At 63.9% G+C, this 18,111-nt stretch carries 23 protein-coding genes; 21 read left to right on the forward strand and 2 right to left on the reverse strand.

Annotation, left to right across the window (positions count from 1 at the left end; genetic code table 11):
• The first annotated feature begins 20 nt into the window (after positions 1-20).
• Complete coding sequence (locus HQ843_RS26065) at positions 21-347, forward strand: DUF736 domain-containing protein (RefSeq protein ID WP_180900485.1); 327 nt, start codon at positions 21-23, stop codon at positions 345-347.
• A gap of 107 nt (positions 348-454) precedes the next feature.
• On the opposite strand, the gene HQ843_RS26070 is transcribed toward HQ843_RS26065, so the two are convergent.
• Positions 455-1,330, reverse strand: coding sequence for a LysR family transcriptional regulator (locus HQ843_RS26070; protein WP_180900484.1), 876 nt, complete (start codon positions 1,328-1,330; stop codon positions 455-457).
• Between the two features lie 109 nt (positions 1,331-1,439).
• Between HQ843_RS26070 and HQ843_RS26075 the strand changes: the two genes are divergently transcribed.
• From HQ843_RS26075 to HQ843_RS26160, 19 genes are all read left to right on the forward strand, one after another.
• On the forward strand, positions 1,440-2,072 hold the full coding sequence (locus tag HQ843_RS26075; protein ID WP_180900483.1) for a glutathione S-transferase family protein: 633 nt from the start codon (positions 1,440-1,442) through the stop codon (positions 2,070-2,072).
• A gap of 44 nt (positions 2,073-2,116) precedes the next feature.
• Positions 2,117-2,887, forward strand: a complete 771-nt coding sequence (locus tag HQ843_RS26080; RefSeq protein ID WP_180900482.1) for an enoyl-CoA hydratase/isomerase family protein — start codon at positions 2,117-2,119, stop codon at positions 2,885-2,887.
• A 71-nt stretch (positions 2,888-2,958) separates the two neighbouring features.
• A complete protein-coding gene (locus HQ843_RS26085; RefSeq protein ID WP_180900481.1) occupies positions 2,959-3,633 on the forward strand; it encodes a peroxiredoxin-like family protein in 675 nt (224 codons plus the stop codon).
• 55 nt (positions 3,634-3,688) lie between these two features.
• Positions 3,689-4,399, forward strand: coding sequence for an SDR family oxidoreductase (locus HQ843_RS26090; RefSeq protein ID WP_180900480.1), 711 nt, complete (start codon positions 3,689-3,691; stop codon positions 4,397-4,399).
• A 289-nt stretch (positions 4,400-4,688) separates the two neighbouring features.
• Complete coding sequence (locus HQ843_RS26095; protein WP_099555757.1) at positions 4,689-4,931, forward strand: helix-turn-helix domain-containing protein; 243 nt, start codon at positions 4,689-4,691, stop codon at positions 4,929-4,931.
• 120 nt (positions 4,932-5,051) lie between these two features.
• Entirely contained in the window at positions 5,052-5,315 is a 264-nt protein-coding gene (locus HQ843_RS26100; RefSeq protein WP_180900479.1) for a DNA -binding domain-containing protein, read from the forward strand.
• A 117-nt stretch (positions 5,316-5,432) separates the two neighbouring features.
• Positions 5,433-5,747, forward strand: a complete 315-nt coding sequence (locus tag HQ843_RS29630; RefSeq protein WP_246710226.1) for a transcriptional regulator domain-containing protein — start codon at positions 5,433-5,435, stop codon at positions 5,745-5,747.
• A 76-nt stretch (positions 5,748-5,823) separates the two neighbouring features.
• Positions 5,824-6,198, forward strand: a complete 375-nt coding sequence (locus HQ843_RS29635) for a DUF2285 domain-containing protein (RefSeq protein WP_246710227.1) — start codon at positions 5,824-5,826, stop codon at positions 6,196-6,198.
• A gap of 126 nt (positions 6,199-6,324) precedes the next feature.
• Positions 6,325-6,606, forward strand: coding sequence for a helix-turn-helix transcriptional regulator (locus tag HQ843_RS26110; protein ID WP_180900478.1), 282 nt, complete (start codon positions 6,325-6,327; stop codon positions 6,604-6,606).
• A gap of 11 nt (positions 6,607-6,617) precedes the next feature.
• Positions 6,618-7,505, forward strand: a complete 888-nt coding sequence (locus HQ843_RS26115; protein WP_180900477.1) for a replication initiator protein A — start codon at positions 6,618-6,620, stop codon at positions 7,503-7,505.
• 208 nt (positions 7,506-7,713) lie between these two features.
• Positions 7,714-8,352 carry a ParA family partition ATPase gene (gene parA / locus HQ843_RS26120; RefSeq protein WP_180900476.1) on the forward strand — a complete coding sequence of 213 codons (639 nt, stop codon included), beginning with the start codon at positions 7,714-7,716 and terminating at the stop codon, positions 8,350-8,352.
• Positions 8,349-8,603: a hypothetical protein gene (locus HQ843_RS26125; RefSeq protein ID WP_128222408.1), complete on the forward strand. Its 255-nt coding sequence runs from the start codon at positions 8,349-8,351 to the stop codon at positions 8,601-8,603. Before parA ends, HQ843_RS26125 begins: the two co-directional genes overlap by 4 nt.
• Positions 8,600-9,118 (forward strand): DUF2840 domain-containing protein, encoded by a 519-nt coding sequence (locus HQ843_RS26130; protein WP_180900475.1) that lies wholly within the window; start codon positions 8,600-8,602, stop codon positions 9,116-9,118. The genes HQ843_RS26125 and HQ843_RS26130 overlap by 4 nt, the downstream gene beginning before the upstream one ends.
• Positions 9,115-9,660 (forward strand): S26 family signal peptidase, encoded by a 546-nt coding sequence (locus HQ843_RS26135; protein ID WP_180900474.1) that lies wholly within the window; start codon positions 9,115-9,117, stop codon positions 9,658-9,660. Before HQ843_RS26130 ends, HQ843_RS26135 begins: the two co-directional genes overlap by 4 nt.
• Before the next feature lie 45 nt (positions 9,661-9,705).
• A complete protein-coding gene (locus HQ843_RS26140; protein ID WP_180900473.1) occupies positions 9,706-10,053 on the forward strand; it encodes a DUF736 domain-containing protein in 348 nt (115 codons plus the stop codon).
• Positions 10,054-10,056: 3 nt separating this feature from the next.
• Positions 10,057-10,821, forward strand: coding sequence for a lytic transglycosylase domain-containing protein (locus HQ843_RS26145; protein ID WP_180900472.1), 765 nt, complete (start codon positions 10,057-10,059; stop codon positions 10,819-10,821).
• Positions 10,822-11,065: 244 nt separating this feature from the next.
• The gene (locus tag HQ843_RS26150; RefSeq protein ID WP_180900471.1) at positions 11,066-12,805 is read left to right on the forward strand and encodes a relaxase/mobilization nuclease domain-containing protein; all 1,740 of its coding nucleotides are present in this window, start codon (positions 11,066-11,068) and stop codon (positions 12,803-12,805) included.
• 25 nt (positions 12,806-12,830) lie between these two features.
• On the forward strand, positions 12,831-14,816 hold the full coding sequence (locus HQ843_RS26155) for a conjugal transfer protein TraG (protein WP_180900470.1): 1,986 nt from the start codon (positions 12,831-12,833) through the stop codon (positions 14,814-14,816).
• Positions 14,817-14,826: 10 nt separating this feature from the next.
• On the forward strand, positions 14,827-15,261 hold the full coding sequence (locus HQ843_RS26160; protein ID WP_180900469.1) for a CopG family transcriptional regulator: 435 nt from the start codon (positions 14,827-14,829) through the stop codon (positions 15,259-15,261).
• A 95-nt stretch (positions 15,262-15,356) separates the two neighbouring features.
• Here the strand turns inward: HQ843_RS26160 and HQ843_RS26165 are convergent, their stop codons facing one another.
• Positions 15,357-17,249 (reverse strand): FAD-dependent oxidoreductase, encoded by a 1,893-nt coding sequence (locus tag HQ843_RS26165; protein WP_210280277.1) that lies wholly within the window; start codon positions 17,247-17,249, stop codon positions 15,357-15,359.
• A 91-nt stretch (positions 17,250-17,340) separates the two neighbouring features.
• Between HQ843_RS26165 and HQ843_RS26170 the strand changes: the two genes are divergently transcribed.
• Positions 17,341-18,054, forward strand: a complete 714-nt coding sequence (locus HQ843_RS26170) for a TetR/AcrR family transcriptional regulator (RefSeq protein ID WP_180900467.1) — start codon at positions 17,341-17,343, stop codon at positions 18,052-18,054.
• Positions 18,055-18,111: the final 57 nt, after the last annotated feature.

The raw sequence follows: 18,111 nt of genomic DNA on the forward strand, positions 1-18,111 counted from the left end.
ACGGAAAACGGAGACTTACAATGGCGACCATCGGCACCTTCAAGAAGACCGGCTCGAACGAGTTCACCGGCGAAATCGTCACCCTCAGCGTCCAGGCCAAGAACGTGCGCATCGTCCCCGACCAGCGCGCCACCGGCGAGAATGCCCCCAGCCACCGGGTCTTGGTCGGCCGCGCCGAGATCGGTGCCGCCTGGTCCAAGCGCTCCAACGAAGGCCGCGACTATCTGGGCCTCAAGCTCGACGATCCAAGCTTCAACGCCCCGATCTACGCCAACCTCTTCGATGACGAGGAAGGTGAGACCTTCTCGCTCATCTGGTCGCGCGCCAACGGGCGCCGGGGCGACTGAGGCGCCGCGCAGGGCCCCGGCCGCAAGGTCGGGGTCTAGCTTTCCAAAACGACCAAACGTCTGGGTTGCGGCGCAAATTCAGAGTGATCGAATGCTTAGGCGCCTGTTTATAAGGGGCCCGTCTCCACAAATTCGGCGAATGCGCGTGCCTTGGCGCTTGCCAGGCGTCCCGTTGGAAAGACCGCCCATAGATCGACGGGGGGAAGTTCCCAGTCCTCCAGCGCGCGGATGACGGCGCCGGTTTCCAGCTCAGGCGCAAACATCCAGTCGGAATTGACAGTCAGCCCCATGTCCGCGAGTACCGCCGCCCGGATGCCTTCCGCCGCGCTGACCCGGACACGGCCACGGATCGCGACGGAGGCTTCGGTGCCATCCTTTCTGAACATCCAGCTGTTTTCAAGCTGGCTGTAGACGATCGCCTCATGCACCGCGAGGTCTGCCGGCACGGATGGGATTCCGGCCCGTTCGAGATAGGCGGGCGTTGCGATGACGGATCGCCGCCCCTGCGCCAGCCGTCTTGCCACCGCCGAGGAATCCGACAGTTGGCCCATTCGCAGCGCCACATCGATTCCTTCGGAAACGAGGTCGATGACGCGGTCGTCCAGGACGATATCGATCTCAAGGTCAGGATGCCGGGCCAGAAATTCCGGCAGCCGCGGCACAACCAGAAGCCTGGCAAAGGTGGTCGCGGCCGATACGCGCAGTCGACCGTTCAATCCGGCCCCCGCGCCGCGCGCCTCCAGTTCCGCCTCGTCAGCCTCCTGGATGACCATCCTGGCGCGCTCGTAGAAGCGGACACCTGCATCCGTCGGCGTCAGGCCGTGGGTCGAGCGAACCAGTAACCGCACCTGCAGCCTGTCCTCCAGTTGAGCGATCGTTTTCGAGATCGCCGGCTGGCCGACACCGATATGCCGGGCTGCTCCTGAAAAGGAACCCGTTTCCACCACACGCACGAAGGCAGTCATCGCCTGCAGTCTGTCCATGCCTATTCTCCTTGGGAATAAGCAATATCGCTTCAAGGCGCCTGCCGCAATATACTAGGAATGGTCATAACTCCCTCCAACGACAACAGACAGTCCGATGGAGACAGAGATGATCGACGTTCACGCTTTCGCCACGCCCAACAGCGTCAAAGTACCAATCGCGCTGGAAGAGATGGGGCTCGCCTACGAACTGAAGCCCGTGAACGTCCGCAAGGGCGAACAGAAGGACGAGGCTTTTATCGCGCTGAATCCCAACGGCAAGGTGCCCGTGCTCGTCGATGACGTGGACGGCGAGCGGTTCGTCCTGACGGAAAGCGCCGCCATCCTCGTCTATCTCGCAGAGAAGACCGGCAAGCTGCTACCGCAGAGCGGCGTTGCCCGTGCCCGTGTCTTCGAGCAGCTCTTCTTTCACGCCTCGGGTCTCAGCCCTGCTTTCGGCAATGCCGGTTTCTTCAAGCGGTCGTCACCGGAACCGCAGCTGGTTGCCGAGGCCCGCTTCACCGGCGAGGCCGAGCGCATCCTCGGTCTTCTCGACACGAAGCTTGGCGATCAGGCCTTCGCTGCCGGTGACGATTTCACCATCGCCGACATCGCCCATTTCGGCTGGCTGTGGCGCCGCCAGTTCCCCGGCCTGACGCTCGACGGCCACCCGAACCTTTCCCGCTGGTACGACGAAGTGGCCGCGCGCCCTGCCGTCCAGCGCGCCATTGCCCGCGTCGAGGCCCTCGTGCCCGCCGCCTGATCCTTCCCCAACACTCATCCACCCAGGACAACAGGAGAACCATCATGTCCAACTTCAACGCTTATAAAGAATCCTTCGCCAACGCCCGCCTGACCCGCTCGGAAAGCGGCGTATTGGAGGTCGCGCTGCACAGCGATGGCGGCAAGCTCGTCTTCGACGGCCATACCCATGAGCAGTTCGTCGATCTCTTCCACCAGATCGGTTCTGATCCCGACAACAGCGTCGTCATCCTCACCGGCTCGGGCGACGCCTTCATGGATGCGATCAGCCCCGAGGGCTTCGATTTCTTCACCCCGCGCGGCTACGACAAGATCTTCCGCGAGGGCAAGAAGGTCCTCATGAACATCCTCGATATCGAGGTGCCGCTGATTGCCGCCCTGAACGGCCCCGTCCTCCTGCACTCGGAATATGCGCTGCTTGCCGACATCGTGCTGGCGACGCCGGAGACCATCTTCCAGGACAAGCCGCATTTCGACTTCGGCATCGTGCCCGGCGACGGCGTCAACCTGCTCTGGCCGGAAGTGATCGGCAGCATTCGCGGTCGTTATTTCATTCTCACCCGGCAGATCCTCGACGCGCAGACGGCCAAGGAATGGGGCGCCGTCAACGAGATCGTGCCAGCGGAAAACCTGCTTGCCCGCGCCCACGAGATCGCCGAGGGCATCGCTGCGCTTCCGCCGCTGACCAGCCGGTACACCCGCATCGCCCTGACCCAGAAGCTGCGCCGGATCGTCGATGAAGGCGCCGGCTACGGCCTTGCGCTCGAAGGCATCAGTGCCGCCGAAGTCGCTCGCTCCATGGCCTCCAACGGCTGAAACGTCCCTCACCAATCACCGCGCTTCAGGCTCCACCCTGAAGCGCCTTCCTCTCTCGAAGGAACAAGACCATGACACTCCAATCCAAACTCGATGCATTCAAGGCCGATTTTGAAGCCGGCAAGCCGCCGTACAATGTTCCTTACTCGGTAATCGAGACCATGCACCGCGCGACCGCAGAGTTGATCGCTTCGGGCGCAGCAGGTCGCGCCTTGAAGGCGGGGGACCTGCTGCCGGTCTTCAGTCTCTCTGATGACGAGGGAAACATGGTCTCTTCGACCGATCTTCTGTCACGCGGACCGCTGGTCATCAGCTTCTATCGCGGTGTGTGGTGCCCGTACTGCAACATGGAGCTCCAGGCCCTTGAGGAGGCATTGCCGATATTCCAGGAACTGGGCGCAAGCCTTGTCGCCATCTCGCCGCAGAACGCAGTCAACAGCCGCAAGTCGGTTCGCCAGAACAACCTCACCTTTCCCATCCTGTCGGATCCGCATAACGACGTGGCAGCCGCCTTCGGCCTGCGCTTCGAGATGCAGGACTATCTGGTCGACCTCTACAAGTCGCTGAAGAACGATCTTCCCGCCTTTAATGGCGATCCAAGCTGGACGCTGCCGATGCCCGCCCGCTACGTCGTCGGCCAGGATGGTGTGATCCTCTATGCCGAGGTAAACCCGGACTACACCCGCCGTCCCGAGCCGGAAGACATGCTGCCGGCGCTGCGCCGCGCCGCCAGCCTCGCTGCCTGATCGAAACCCGTTCAACAGGCCCCGCCCACAAGGAGCGGGGCCGAAGGATATTGCCATGAAGAGAAGATTTCTGATCACCGGCGCCAGCAAGGGTATCGGCCTTGCCCTGGCCAATCGCCTCGCAAGCCAGGGGCACGATATCGTCGGCATAGCGCGCAATAACGTCGATAGCTTTCCCGGAAAGCTTCACCTGCTCGACCTGGCCGACGCTGGCGGAGAGAAACTTGCCGACATCGTCGAGCGGAGCGCGGTCGACGGGATCGTCAACAACGTTGGACTGGTGCGAGCCGAGCCGCTGGGAGCAATCGCGGTCTCGACCCTTGAAGAGGTCATGCGGGTCAACCTGCACCCTGCACTCATTGCGACACAGGCCGCGTTGCCAGGCATGAGGTCCCGCGGCTGGGGCAGGATCGTCAACGTCTCAAGCCTGACAGTGCTCGGCAGCGTCGAACGCACCAGCTATGCCGCCGCCAAGGCCGCCCTCGTCAGTTTCGCGAGGAACTGGGCGCTCGAACTCGCCTCATCCGGCATCACGGTCAACGCTGTCTCTCCGGGGCCGACCGAGACCGAGTTGTTTCGGCAGAACAATCCGGTCGGCAGCGAGGGAGAGGCACGCTATCTTTCAGGTGTCCCAATGCGCCGGTTCGGGAAGCCGGAGGAGATCGCCGCGACGATTGCATTCCTGCTATCCGACGATGCGGCGTTCATCACCGGGCAGACGCTCCATGTCGATGGCGGGGCCTCGATTGGCAAGGCCGCGCTGTGAAGCAACCGCGACGGCCCTGGACAACCTTCATGGGCCTCAAGCTGGACGATCCGAGCTTCTACGCCTCGATCTAGGCCAACCTGTCGACGACCGGAAGGTGACATCTTCTCGCTGATTTGGGTCCGGCTCGAAGGTCGGGCCCCTCAATTCTGCGGCGACCGAATCAGTTGCGGCCCAATTGATCGTAGAGAACACAGATAGCTACTTCCGGCTGGAATATCCCGTCAAGAACGACTATTATAGTCGTAGTTTTGGCGTACACGTAGGTCCGTGTGGGAGGTGATCATGTATGATCACCGCCCGACAGTTTCGGGCCGCACGTGCGTTGCTGGGTTGGACACAGGAGACGCTCGCTGACAAGGCCCGGGTCTCATTGACCGCGCTCAAGCGCCTCGAATCCCCCAGTGGGCTTGAGGTCTTTGAGAGCACGCGTGATGAGGTGAGACGGGCTTTCGAACGCGCCGGCATCGTCTTCCTGAACTCCGATCAGGGTAAGGGAGTGCTGCTCGTTGATGCAAAGAAGGAAACCTGACGTTCGACAGGTCGCGGCGCGGCTACATCTTCCCGCATCAGCGCTTTGCGTCATCATTTCGGTAAAATCACCGTTAACAATCTCCTCCAGTTTGGATACATCTCGCCATTGGGGGATGTTGTGACCAAAGACGATTTTCTTGATCAGCCGCCGGCCGGGGCGGCATTGACCGCCTATGACGAGGCGCATCTGAAGCTGTACGTCCGGCTGCTGGATGCCGACGCTGAAAAAGCCGACTGGCGTGAAGTCGTCGAAGTCCTCTTCGGCCTCGATGCCAAGGCCGAACCGGAGCGCGCTCAACGCATCTACACCAGCCATCTCGACCGCGCGAAATGGATGACGAAGAGCGGCTTTTGTGAGTTGCTCCAGGGCCGCCAGCACTGAGGTGATGCGTAAACCGCATCACGTTGCGGCCACTTCGTTCTTCCCGCGCTCCGTTCAACGCGGAATCGTATCCACTGCGAAACTCGCTTTGCACGACCTTGCGCGGAGACGGTGGAGATGTCCGAAGATGAAAGTTGGCGGTCCGAAGCCGCTTATGACTATATCGACAAGTTGACCCCCGGCGATCTCGCCTGGGAGTTCCTGCGTCGTAACCCAGAATACAGAAAATCCTATCAGGAATTGGTGTCCATCGGCCGGCTGACCGAGGATCTTGCGCGCGAGTTCGCCGAGCAATGGGGGTTGCGATTTCGTCGCCGACCCTCGCAACTCCGCGCTCATCCAGCCGATCTTCTGGACCCCGCAAACCGATCCCGCGACACTCCCGTTCACCGTCGGACCGAACCCGGCGGGACATCTCCGCCTCCGCGTTGAGGATCTGCACGCCCAGGCCACCATCGAGCATGATCCTGGTCTGATCCGGCTCGTACTGCGCGGCGAGCCCCACGACGTGGCCCTGTTCAACGTCGATGATGCCCACCCCGTCGGCGCGTTCATCATATTCGATGAGCTGACGCCCGACCGACTGACCGCGGTCGAACGCCTCTGGCACGCTATGTTCGGCAAGCGCGTGCCACCCGATCCACGCCTGACGCCGCAAAGACGTCAGCGCGCCCGCCAGATGCTGCGCGCCATCGACGCGCGCGAGAGCGGCGCCATCTACCGCACTGTCGCCGAGCATCTCTTCCCCCAGCACAAAATCGACGCAGCATCCTGGGTCGGCGACCCGATCCGGGAGATCACCATCCGTCTCGCCCGCGACGGCATGAAGCTGGTTCGCGGCGGCTATCGGACATTGCTGCGCCGCCCACGCCGGGATCGCTGATACCCGCTCGCGTGTCGATTTTAGCATCTTACTTCGACATCGTCCGGGGCGCCGTCTTCGCGCCACGGTGCTCGCAACCCGCCGCTTATTCGAAGCGGCCGCCCGCGAGACCACGGAGGTGCCATCATGGCCGAAAGAGCCGTCAATTTACCGCCACGCTACCTGAGAACGCAGGAGGCGGCTCGCTTCCTCGGCCTTTCCGAACGCACCCTTGAGAAGCATCGGACCTACGGGACAGGTCCGATCTACCGCAAGCTCGGCGGCCGCGTCGTTTATTCCGTCGAGGACCTGCAGGCCTGGGCGGATCGCGGTCTCGTCACCTCCACGTCCGATCCGCGCGGCGGCACTGTTTTGCCGGCCAAGCGACAAACAGCCTCGACCGCCGCCGGCGGACGCTTCCCGCGCTGAGGTGGCCGGCCGTGTCGTCCCGCCACACCCATCACGATGAGCGCGCACAACTCGATCTGTTTCGGGCGCTGCCCGGCGATCTCGCACCCCGCGATGCGCAGGACCTCATGGCCTACCCGTTCTTCTCGCTCGCCAAGTCGAAGCGTCTGGCGCCGATAGACTTCAAGGCCGGCTCGGTGAAAATCCGCGTCGAAGCCGTTCCCGAGCATGGCATGGCGACGATCTGGGACGCGGACGTCTTGATCTGGGCAGCCTCGCAGATCGTCGAGGCGCGCGACGTCGGCCTGCGCCCCTCGCGCCTGATGGCGACCACTCCCTATGAGATCCTGAACTTCATCGGCCGTGGCGTGTCGCTTCGCGACTACGACCGCTTGAAGGCCGCGCTGGATAGGCTGCAATCGACAACGGTCGCGACCTCGATCCGCCAGCCGACCGAGCGGCGAATGCACCGCTTCTCCTGGATCAACGAATGGAAGGAGCGCGCCGATTACCGCGGCCGTCCGCTCGGCCTCGAACTGATCCTCCCCGACTGGTTCTACGGCGCCGTCCTCGACGACGCGCTCGTGCTGACGATCGACCGCAAATACTTCGATCTCACCGGCGGGTTGGAGCGCTGGCTTTACCGCCTGGTGCGAAAGCACGGCGGCAAGCAGGAATTCGGTTGGAGCTTCGACTTCCCGCACCTCCACGCCAAGTCCGGCAGCCTCTCGCCGCTCAAACACTTCGCCTACGACCTGCGCGACATCGTCCGCCGTCAACCGCTGCCGGGCTACCGGCTCACCATCGAGCAATGCCTCGGTGGTCCGGAGATCCTGTCCTTCGCACCCACCGATCCCGACGCGCTCGGCATCCCGCGCCGCTGTCGCCGTTCGTCAACTCGCTCTGGGGATAAGCTGTGAATAGTCTCGTGCTATCAGGGACCGGCACTGTCGTGCCATCGGGGACCGGACTCTCGTGCTATCGGGGACCGGAATCGCCGATTCTTCGCGCTGAATCAGCAGCTTGCGAGCCCCGTAACTTATCTAACCTAGATTCCTTCGGAATCTTTCTAACGCAAACCCGCTTTTCGACCGCTGTGGACGAGTCCCCGATCGCCGGGAGACCGTCATGATCGTCGCCCTCCTCAACCAGAAGGGCGGCGTCGGCAAGACGACGCTGGCGCTGCATCTCGCCGGCGAATGGGCGCGAGGCGGCAAGCGCGTCACGCTGATCGACGCCGATCCACAAGGGTCAGCGCTGGACTGGTCGCAGCAACGCAGCCGGGAGGGATTGCAGCGACTTTTCGGCGTCGTCGGCCTGGCGCGCGACACTCTGCATCGCGAAGCGCCGGAGCTGGCCCGTGACGCCGACCATGTCGTCATCGATGGGCCGCCACGCGTCGCCAGCCTCATGCGCTCGGCGCTGCTCGCCGCCGATCTCGTGCTGATCCCGGTGCAGCCGTCGCCCCTCGACGGCTGGGCATCCGCCGAGATGCTCGCGCTGCTCGGCGAAGCGCGCATCTACCGTCCCGACCTTGCCGCGCGCTTCGTGCTGAACCGCTGCGCGGCGCGCACGGTGCTCGCCCGCGAAACCGCCGAGACGCTCGCCGACCACGACCCGCCGTTGCTCGCCACCACCATCGGTCAGCGCATCGTCTTCGCCGATGTCGTGCAGACCGGCCGGATCGCTGCTGAGCAGGACGAGGATAGTCCAGGCGCGCGCGAGATCGCCGCGTTCGCGGCCGAGGTGGCGAGGCTCGGCGCATGAGCGAACGATCCCCCAAGCGCGGCTTCGCGTCCCGACCAGGCGATCCGGAGAGCTGGATCAAGGCGCCCGATCGCCAGACGCGGCAACCTCAAAGCGCCGACGACTTCTCGGCCAGGCTGACCATCGACGTCACCGCCGACATGCGCGGCCGGATCAAGATCGCGGCCTTCCAGCGCGGCCAGACGGTCGCCGACATGCTCCGCGCACTGTTCGAGCGCGAATTCCCGCCAGCCCAAGGAGACGCTCAATGACCGGCCTTGCCGCCGCATCCGCGCGCCCCGGCCGCGCCCTTCATGCGCCGCCGGAAGATCTCACCCAGGTCGAACTGGTCTGGATCGAGAAGCAGATCGAACACTGGATCCGCTTCGGCCGAGAGGTCCGCGAACAGGTCCTCGACCGCCGCCGCCGCATCCTCTTTTTCCCTCCCGGCTCGACCTTCGCGCTGGTGCGCTGGGCCGCGAACGAGCACGGCACTGTGCTCTCCCGGCTCGACATCCTGCGCGCCGTCGCTTCCGGCGAACCCTGCCAGACGATCCCGACCGTGACGCCTGGCGCCGACATCCTGCTGCGCGTCCACGGTTGGCCGAAGGTAGAGCGCATGCTTCAGCACATCGACGCGATCGAGGCGATCGGCATCGATCCCGTCGATGTCTCGCCCGATTACTGGCGACACGTCCACAACCGCTTGGCCGTCGGCGAGACGCCGCGCGCCTACACGCTGCAGCGCCATCGCGCCTTCCTCCTGGCGCGGAGGATCGGCGCATGACCCGGCTCGGCTACGCCATCACTACGACGGGCGCGGTGTCGTTGCTCGGCATCCTGTCCTTCGTATCCTTCGCGCCGAAGCTGATCTGGAACGCGTCGGCCAGCACACCCATCGGCCTCTACGCCATCAAGCCGGACCGGTCTCCGGAAGTCGCCGATCTGGTCGCGGTACGCGCCCCCGAGCCGCTCGCGAGCTTCCTCGCCGAGGGCGGCTACCTGCCGCGCGGCGTTCCCCTGATGAAGCGCGTCGTGGCGCTTCCTGGCCAGCGGGTTTGCAGGACCGGCCTCGCGATCGCCGTGGACGCCGTGCCTATGGGTGATGCGCTCGATCGGGATCGTCGCGGCCGTCCGCTGCCCATCTGGCAGGGCTGCCGCGTCGTCGCCGAGGGCGAGCTGTTCCTGATGAACAGGGAAGTCCGCGACAGCCTCGACGGCCGCTACTTCGGACCGCTGCCTGCCTCCGCCGTGATCGGCCGGGCCATCCCTCTCTACACCGACGAGGACGGCGACGGCCGCTTCGTCTGGCGCGCGCCGACGCGGTGACGGCGAGCCCATGCCCAACCTCACCGCAATCTCAAGGAGTAAATCATGTCCCTGATCGGTCAATTCACCCGCGACGATGGTGGCTTCATCGGCCACTTGGAAACACTCCTGCTGCACCAAGACATCATCATCATTCCTGCCGATCACTCCGACGCTGAGAATGCGCCGGATTTCCGCGTCCACGTCTTCGATAGCATGCACAACGAACCCGGCGCTGAGATCGGCGCGGGCTGGAAACGCACGGGCGAGAAGGCCGGCGAGTACGTCTCGTTGCAGCTCGACGATCCGACCTTCAGCCAGCCGATCCGCGCCAACCTGTTCCAGTCGGCCGACGATAAGGTCTCCTGGGGTCTGCACTGGAACCGCCCGCCGAAGCGCGGCGAGCGGGACTGAGCGATGCCGGTCCACCGCCATCGCGCTGTCGTCGGACGGTTTCCCACCGTCCGGCGTACAGCCTTCCTTCTCCTTCCCGGTCTGCTCATCGCCCTTGCGCCTGCCGGTTCGGCCGCTGCCCAGGACACGCCGGTGCAGCGCACTTCACCCAGCGATCCCTATGCCGGCCATATCGCTGACGCAGCGCGCCGGTTCGGCATTCCGGAAGCGTGGATCCGGGCCGTCATGCGCGTCGAAAGCCGTGGTGATGTGCGCGCGATCTCACCCAAGGGCTCGATGGGTCTGATGCAGATCATGCCGGCGACCTGGACGGATTTGCGCACCCGACACGGCCTCGGCAATGATCCCTACGCCCCGCGCGACAACATCATGGCGGGCGCGGCGTATCTGCGCGAGATGCACGACCGCTACGGCTCGCCCGGATTTCTGGCGGCTTACAATGCCGGTCCCGGGCGCTACGAGGAATATCGCGCCATCGGCCGCCCATTGCCGGCCGAAACGCGCGCTTATGTTACTGCGCTCGCACCGATCATTGGCGGCGGCGATCCGACTGCCCCCGTCACGGTGGCGACCGCCGATCCGCTCGCCTGGACCCGTGCGCCGCTCTTCATCGTGCAGGTCGATAACGGGCCGCGTGCAGATCGGCAGCAGACCGACAGCGATCCGGTTGCACCACCCACGCCGGAGTCCGTACGCGATCCAACGCCGCCTGCACCGCGATCGGACGGTCTCTTCGTGGCGCGAACCGACAGTGCGAGGCCGCAATGATCGACTTCGCACTCTCTGCGGCATTGTCGGGCTCTGGCGTGGAATTGGCGTCAGAAGTGGGAAGAGCAGTCATCACAACCGCACGATGGCAGGATAAAGGGCCGCGATGTGCGGTCTTGTGCGGTTGTGGTTTTTCAAGGGGTTATGGCGCGTTTACGCGATGTGCGCCTGCTCGGCGCAGCCTGCGCGCGCGGCGCTTTCCCAATGATTTCCTCGGCTTTGCGCGATGTGCGGGGCCACGCCCATGAGCGCCGAGGACGATTTCCGCATCCGGCCAGGCCGCATCCGCTCGACGCGCGCCCAGCAGGCCAGACCCTTTATCGCGCAGGCGCTCGCCGCCGCGCAGAAAGCCGGTGGCGCAGTCTCCCGGCAAGGAAGGATCGGTCCCGGCAACCGCTCGCGCTTTGGCCGCGGGCAGCGCGCGGCGGTGCAAGCCAACCGGCTACTGACCGCCCGCTCGCGGGGCGCCGTCGTCAAGGCGCGGGTCGTGCGCCAGGGCGGACGCAACGCGCCCCTCAGGACCCACCTCAACTATCTCCGCCGCGAGGGCGTGACCCGGGATGGAGAGAAGGCCCGGCTGTTCGGCCCCGGCGGGGATGACGCCGATCCCAAGGCGTTCGCGGAGCGGTGCGAGGATGACCGCCACCATTTCCGTTTCATCGTGTCGCCCGACGACGCGGTGGAGATGGCCGACCTCAAGGGCTTCACCCGCGAGCTGGTCGGGCAGATGGAGAAGGATCTGGCTACCCGCCTCGATTGGGTCGCCGTCGATCACTGGAACACTGAGCATCCCCATGTCCATCTGATCGTCCGCGGCGTGCGCGACGACGGCGAGAATCTCGTCATCTCGCGCGACTACATCAAGGAGGGCATGCGCGACCGGGCGCGCGATCTCATCACGCAGGAGCTGGGACCGCGCACCGATCAGGAAATCCGCCGCACCATTGAGCGCCAGATCGAGTCCGAGCGCTGGACCAATCTTGATCGTCAGCTCGCGCGCGACGCCTACAGGACCGGCGTCGTTGATCTCGCCCCGCATCCCGACCAGCAACCGGATGAATTCCACGCCCTGAAAGTCGGACGGCTGCGCAAGCTCGAAGGTCTTGGCCTCGCCGACGAGATCGGTCCCGGCCAATGGACGATCTCGGAGAAGGTCGAGGCGACGCTGCGCGAGCTTGGCGAGCGTGGCGATATCATCAAGCGCATGCACCGCGCGCTGACCGACCGCGGCATCGAACGCGGCGCGCCAAGCTATGTGCTCGCCGGCGAAAGCCTGAACGACCCCATTGTCGGCCGGCTGGTGACGCGAGGCCTCGACGACGAACTCAAGGGCACGGCCTATGCTGTTGTCGACGGGGTCGATGGCCGGACTCACCACATCAAGCTCCCGGATCTCGATGCTGCCGGCGACAGCGTGCCGGGTTCGATCGTCGAGCTGCGCAAGTTCGATGACGCGCGGGGGCAGCGGCGCGTCGCGCTTGCCGTCCGCTCGGATCTCGACATCTCTGCCCAGGTCACCGCGACCGGCGCGACTTGGCTCGATCGGCAGGCGATAGCCCGCGAGCCCGTGGCGCTTGGAGGTGGCGGATTCGGCGCTGAGGTGCGCGACGCGATGGACCGGCGCGCCAAACATCTGATCGAGCAGCGCCTGGCAGAGCGCCATGGCCGCAGCGTCATCTTCTCCCGCAACCTCATCGACACGTTGCGTCAGCGCGAGGTCGACGCGCTCGGGGCGAAGCTCGCGGCCGAGACCGGGCGCCCGTTCGCAAAGGCAGGGACCGGGGAATTTGTCGCCGGCGCCTATCGGCAACGCATCGCCCTCGCGTCGGGCCGCTTCGCGATGATCGACGACGGCCTCGGCTTCCAACTCGTGCCCTGGTCGCCCTCTCTCGAAAAGCACCTTGGCCAGCAAGTCTCCGGCGTTGCCCGCGGCGATGGCCGGGTCGACTGGAGTTTTGGCCGCAAACGCAGCCTCGGCCTGTAGCCCGCAATCAAGAAAGGACCCCACCATGTCGGCGACAAAAATCCTTTGGGGACAGATCCTCACCGTCTTCATGATCGTGCTCTTTACGACCTGGGCGGCGACAGAGTGGACGGCCTATCGGCTCGGCTTCCAGCCACAGCTCGGCCCGCCCTGGTTCGAGCTTGCGGGCTGGCCGATCTATTATCCGCCAGCCTTCTTCTGGTGGTGGTACTTCTACGATGCCTATGCGCCGTCGGTCTTCGTCGAGGGCGCCTACATCGCGGCGTCCGGCGGCTTCATCTCGATCGCCGTGGCGATCGGCATGTCCGTCTGGCGGGCACGTGAAGCGAAGAACGTAGAGACCTATGGCTCGGCGCGCTGGGCGCGGGATGACGAAGTAAAGGCCGCCGGCCTGCTCGGTCCCGACGGCGTGATCCTCGGCAAGCTCGATCGCGACTATCTGCGCCATGACGGGCCAGAGCATGTGCTCTGCTTCGCGCCGACTCGCTCCGGCAAGGGCGTCGGCCTCGTCGTGCCTTCACTGCTGACCTGGCCAGGCTCGGCGATCGTCCATGACATCAAGGGCGAGAACTGGACGCTGACGGCGGGTTTCCGCTCGCGCCACGGGCGCGTGCTGCTGTTCGATCCCACCAATCCGAAATCGGCCGCCTACAATCCGCTGCTCGAGGTGCGCCGTGGCGAATGGGAGGTCCGCGACGTTCAGAACATCGCCGACATCCTGGTCGATCCGGAAGGATCGCTTGAGAAGCGCAATCACTGGGAAAAGACCAGTCACGCGCTGCTGGTCGGCGCGATCCTCCACGTCCTCTACGCCGAAGCCGACAAGACGCTCGCCGGCGTCGCCGCCTTCCTCTCCGATTCGAAGCGGCCGATTGAGTCAACGCTGGCGGCGATGATGAAGACCGCGCATCTCGGCGAAGCCGGTCCGCATCCCGTCATTGCGAGCGCCGCCCGCGAGCTGCTGAACAAATCGGACAACGAGCGCAGCGGCGTGCTTTCGACGGCGATGTCGTTCCTTGGCCTCTATCGCGATCCCGTCGTCGCCGAAGTGACAAGGCGTTGCGACTGGCGGATCGCGGATATCGTCGGCGGCAAGTGGCCATCAACGCTCTACCTCGTGGTTCCGCCCTCGGACATCAACCGGACCAAGCCGCTGATCCGCCTGATCCTCAATCAGGTCGGCCGGCGTCTCACCGAGGACCTGCAGGCGAAGGGCGGCCGGCACCGTCTGCTCCTCATGTTGGACGAATTCCCGGCGCTCGGACGGCTCGACTTCTTCGAAAGCGCGCTCGCGTTCATGGCGGGCTACGGCCTCAAAAGCTTCCTGATCGCCCAGTCGCTCAACCAGATCGAAAAGGCCTACGGGCCGAACAACTCGATCCTCGACAACTGCCATGTCCGCGTCAGCTTCGCGACCAATGACGAGCGAACGGCCAAGCGCGTGTCAGATGCGCTCGGCACCGCAACCGAGATGCGGGCGATGAAGAACTATGCCGGCCACCGACTCTCGCCCTGGCTCGGCCACATGATGGTGTCGCGGTCGGAAACGGCCAGGCAGCTGCTCACGCCCGGCGAGATCATGCAACTTCCGCCGTCCGACGAGATCGTCATGGTCGCGGGCACACCGCCGATCCGGGCCAAGAAGGCCCGCTACTACGAGGACCGCCGGTTTCAGGAGCGAGTGCTGCCGCCGCCGGCGCTCATCAAGCCGATTGATGTTTCGACCGACGACTGGAGCAAGCTGGCGTTGCCGCCGTCACCGGAGATTCTGACAGCGGCGACGGAAGGCAGTCCAAACGAGGAGGACACGACGGAATCCGAGCGGCGCCGCCAACCCGAGCTCAGCCGCGTGCAGCCGATCCCCATGGCGGCGCCGATCGAAAACGAGTTCGAGATCGACTCGGCGGACGATGCCGATGACGAGGTGGCGCGTCTCAGCCGCATGAACCAGAACATGCGGCAGGTCGCGCGCCAGGCTTCGCTCGATCCCGGCGACGGCGTTGAGCTTTAGGAGAGCCACGATGACGAAATCCCCGAAAAAGCGCCGCTTGTCGGTCTATCTCGAGCCCGATGTCATGAAAGCTCTCGCTACGCACGCGGCCCGACGTGGCCACTCGCTGTCATTGGTCGCAGAGGCCGGCATTGCATCCTTCTTGTCACCCGACGCTGCGGAACGTCAGGAGGCTGCGATCACCAAGCGGCTCGACCAGCTCGACCGGCGCATGACCCGCATGGAACGCGATGTCGGCATTTCCGTCGAGACACTGGCCATCTTCGTTCGCTTCTGGCTGACCACGACGCCGGCTTTGCCCGAGCCTGCCGCTCAGGCCGCTCGTGCTAAGGCCGGCGAGCGATACGACGCCTTCATCGCGGCTCTGGGTCGTAGACTCGCGAACGGGCCGAAGCTGCGGCAGGAAATTTCCGAGGACATCGATGGTGACCGCCGATCCGAATAGCCGTCTACCCCTGACAAATCCGAGGCGGTCGGGGCCTATATGTTACAAACCGTCCCGCCTTGGCGTTGTCGAAGATCATCGGCCCGCCGCCGCTGCTACCTCAGGGAGGCCGGCACCGAGGATCGCGCGAAAGCGACCTCGCGGAAGACGTCAACAAGTTGGCGAACTGCATTCGGGGGAAAGTCGATCGAGCGCCACGCGACAAATCCGTCGGGCCTAATCAGGGAACAGCCTTCACAACCAATGCCAAAGGCTTTGGCAAACGCTTCCGGATCGACAGGGTCGAGCAGTGTCGCGCAATCGAGAATTGCCCCCAATTCCGATTGCACCGAAGCGAGCGCCTCATCGCTAATTTGTCCCTGTGACATTGGCTGGAGCTGCCGCAGGCTCATCGTTTTGAAAGTCTCATACCTGGCATGCCCCGTAACTTGGGGCAGCAGCGTATCCAGCACTGATTTTCCTGCCACTTCGGCAACAATTCTTTCAATCGGCAGATCGAGTGGATTTCCCGACTTTTGCGGTCTCATTTCCGCCGCGCCATCGACCAACTCGCACTTCAGCTTGATGCCGGTCTGATCACTCGCCTGCTCCGCTGCTGCCCGCCAACGCTGATCCTGGGTCAGCAACACCCATTCCGGCTGAACGAGATCGAGCGTCGATACTCGGGCTCCGCCGCTGATCACCCACTCGTGAGGCGCGCGTGTTCCCGGCTGTCCCGACCATTGATCGGGTCTCAAGGCCGCAGGGAGATCTTGACCGGCATTGCAGACCGCTGCGGATTGGTAGAGCTGGCCGAGCTCCATCGCATCATCGTCGATGATCGGGACATCCTTGTCGGCTGGCAGAGCAAACTGCGCATAGTCCGGCCGCGCGAAGATTTGCCTGTGACGCAGCCAAGCGATAGGCCTCCGCTCCTCATCATAGGTGTCGAGCAACCCGGGAGCGGATGAGCCGGAGAGTACAGACGCAGCCTTCCAGGCAAGGTTGTGGGCATCCTCAATTCCCGTGTTGGCGCCATAGCCACCGCGACTAGGCGGCAGCGTGTGCGCCGCATCCCCGGCCAGGAATATCCGACCGGATGCGAACCGATCGGCAATCAATGCGCTCAATTCCCATCTGCCTGTCGTTATAATCTCAATTTCGAGATCCGACCGCCCGACCGCTTTGACCACCATCGCCTTCAGGCTGGACTCGTCACGCTCCTGATCGTCGGAGAACATCAACAGCCAGCGACCGTCACGATAGGTGGTCAGCATGGCCTTGAAGTCAGATTGCTCGATCTCGAATTGGCTGACGCCGGATTCGAGATATTGATCGAGTGGCGCCCGAAACAGGACGCTCCGCACCGTTCGGAGGACCCCGCGTCCATCGCGGCCGATGCCGAGGGCCTCACGGATCGCACTTGAATGACCGTCCGCCGCGATTAGGTAATCGACACGCAGCGAGTATTCGTGGCCATCGCGCCGGCGCAGAAAGACGGTCACGCCGCGCGCATCCTGTTCGAACGACAAAAGCGTCGTCGACAACCTGACGTCCGCACCCAGTCCTATCGCTTTGGCGCGGATGATTGGCTCAAGCCGATCCTGCGGGATCGCCGCTCCGGTGCAGATCGAAAATTCCCGCGTTTCCGAGGAACCCTCCGCCGTCGCCTCGAGCGCATCGGGGGTCCAGGCAACATCGCCAGCCGCCCATTGCCCGGCGACGCTCTCGACCTTGACACGGCGAGGTCGGCTGAAACCAGGCGGAATCTGTGGGATTTCGGACCCGAGGCCGACGGCCCGGTAAAGTTCCATCGTTCGCGTCGTGAAGCCCATCGCACGCGGATGAAGCGAACTGCCAGCGTGTCGTTCGACCAGCACTGTCGGCACGCCGTGCCGTGCCAGGAACACTGCAGCCGACAGGCCAACCATCCCGCCTCCGACGACTAGGACCGACGCACGTTCTATATCCATCTTGATCTCCTTGCCGGTCGCCAAAAAGGCCGACATTACACTGTCTGATTCGATACAGTGTATTTCTTCAGACGGCGACTTGTCAACGACGGGTGCTTTCCTGCAAAGTAGGGGCATGACACCGTCAATGAAGTCCGAACAGGGCGATCCTATACCTCTTTGGGAAAGGTCCGAGCCCGCTGTCCGCCCCGCGCCGAGCCCGCTGAGCCGGGACAACATCGTGCGCTCTGCAATTGCGCTCGCAGACAGCGAAGGCTTGTCCGCAGTCTCACTTAGGAAGGTTGCATCCTCGCTCGATGCGGGAGCGATGCGGCTGTACCGCTATCTGTCGACGAAGGATGAGTTGCTCGACCTCATGGCTGACGCCGTGTATGGCGAGATCGTCTCTGAAGGACCCATCGTAGGTGAGTGGCGAGACACCCTTCGGACAATCGCGAACCGAATCCGCAGTGCTTGCCGTGAGCACCCCTGGTTCATCGAGTTGCTCGGAGGTCGGCCCCATATGGGACCCAACGCGCTCGCCATGCTGGAAGCAAGCTTTGCGGCGTTGAACGATTCCCCAGGCTTCGACACGGTTGACGCCAGCATGCAAGCCATCAGAACAGTCAACGCATACGTGATCGGCGCTGTGCAGGCCGAGAATAGCGACCTCAAGAACAGTATGAGTAAAGCGGACTGGCAGAAGGTCTGGTGGCCCTATCTTGAGCGTTTAATCGCGACCGGAAATTTCCCAATGCTGGCGAAAATAATTCGTGATGCCAGCCATCCGTCCCCAGATATTATCTTCGATACAGGGCTTGAAACTGTCCTTGATGGCCTTGGGTCTCAGATTTCGCGCTGAGACGTTGATCTTCGCTCAGCGACATTCTTGCCTCTTCCCAGATATTCGAGCGCTACA

Origin of the sequence: Martelella sp. NC20 (assembly GCF_013459645.1) — a bacterium.
Classification (GTDB): Bacteria; Pseudomonadota; Alphaproteobacteria; order Rhizobiales; family Rhizobiaceae; genus Martelella.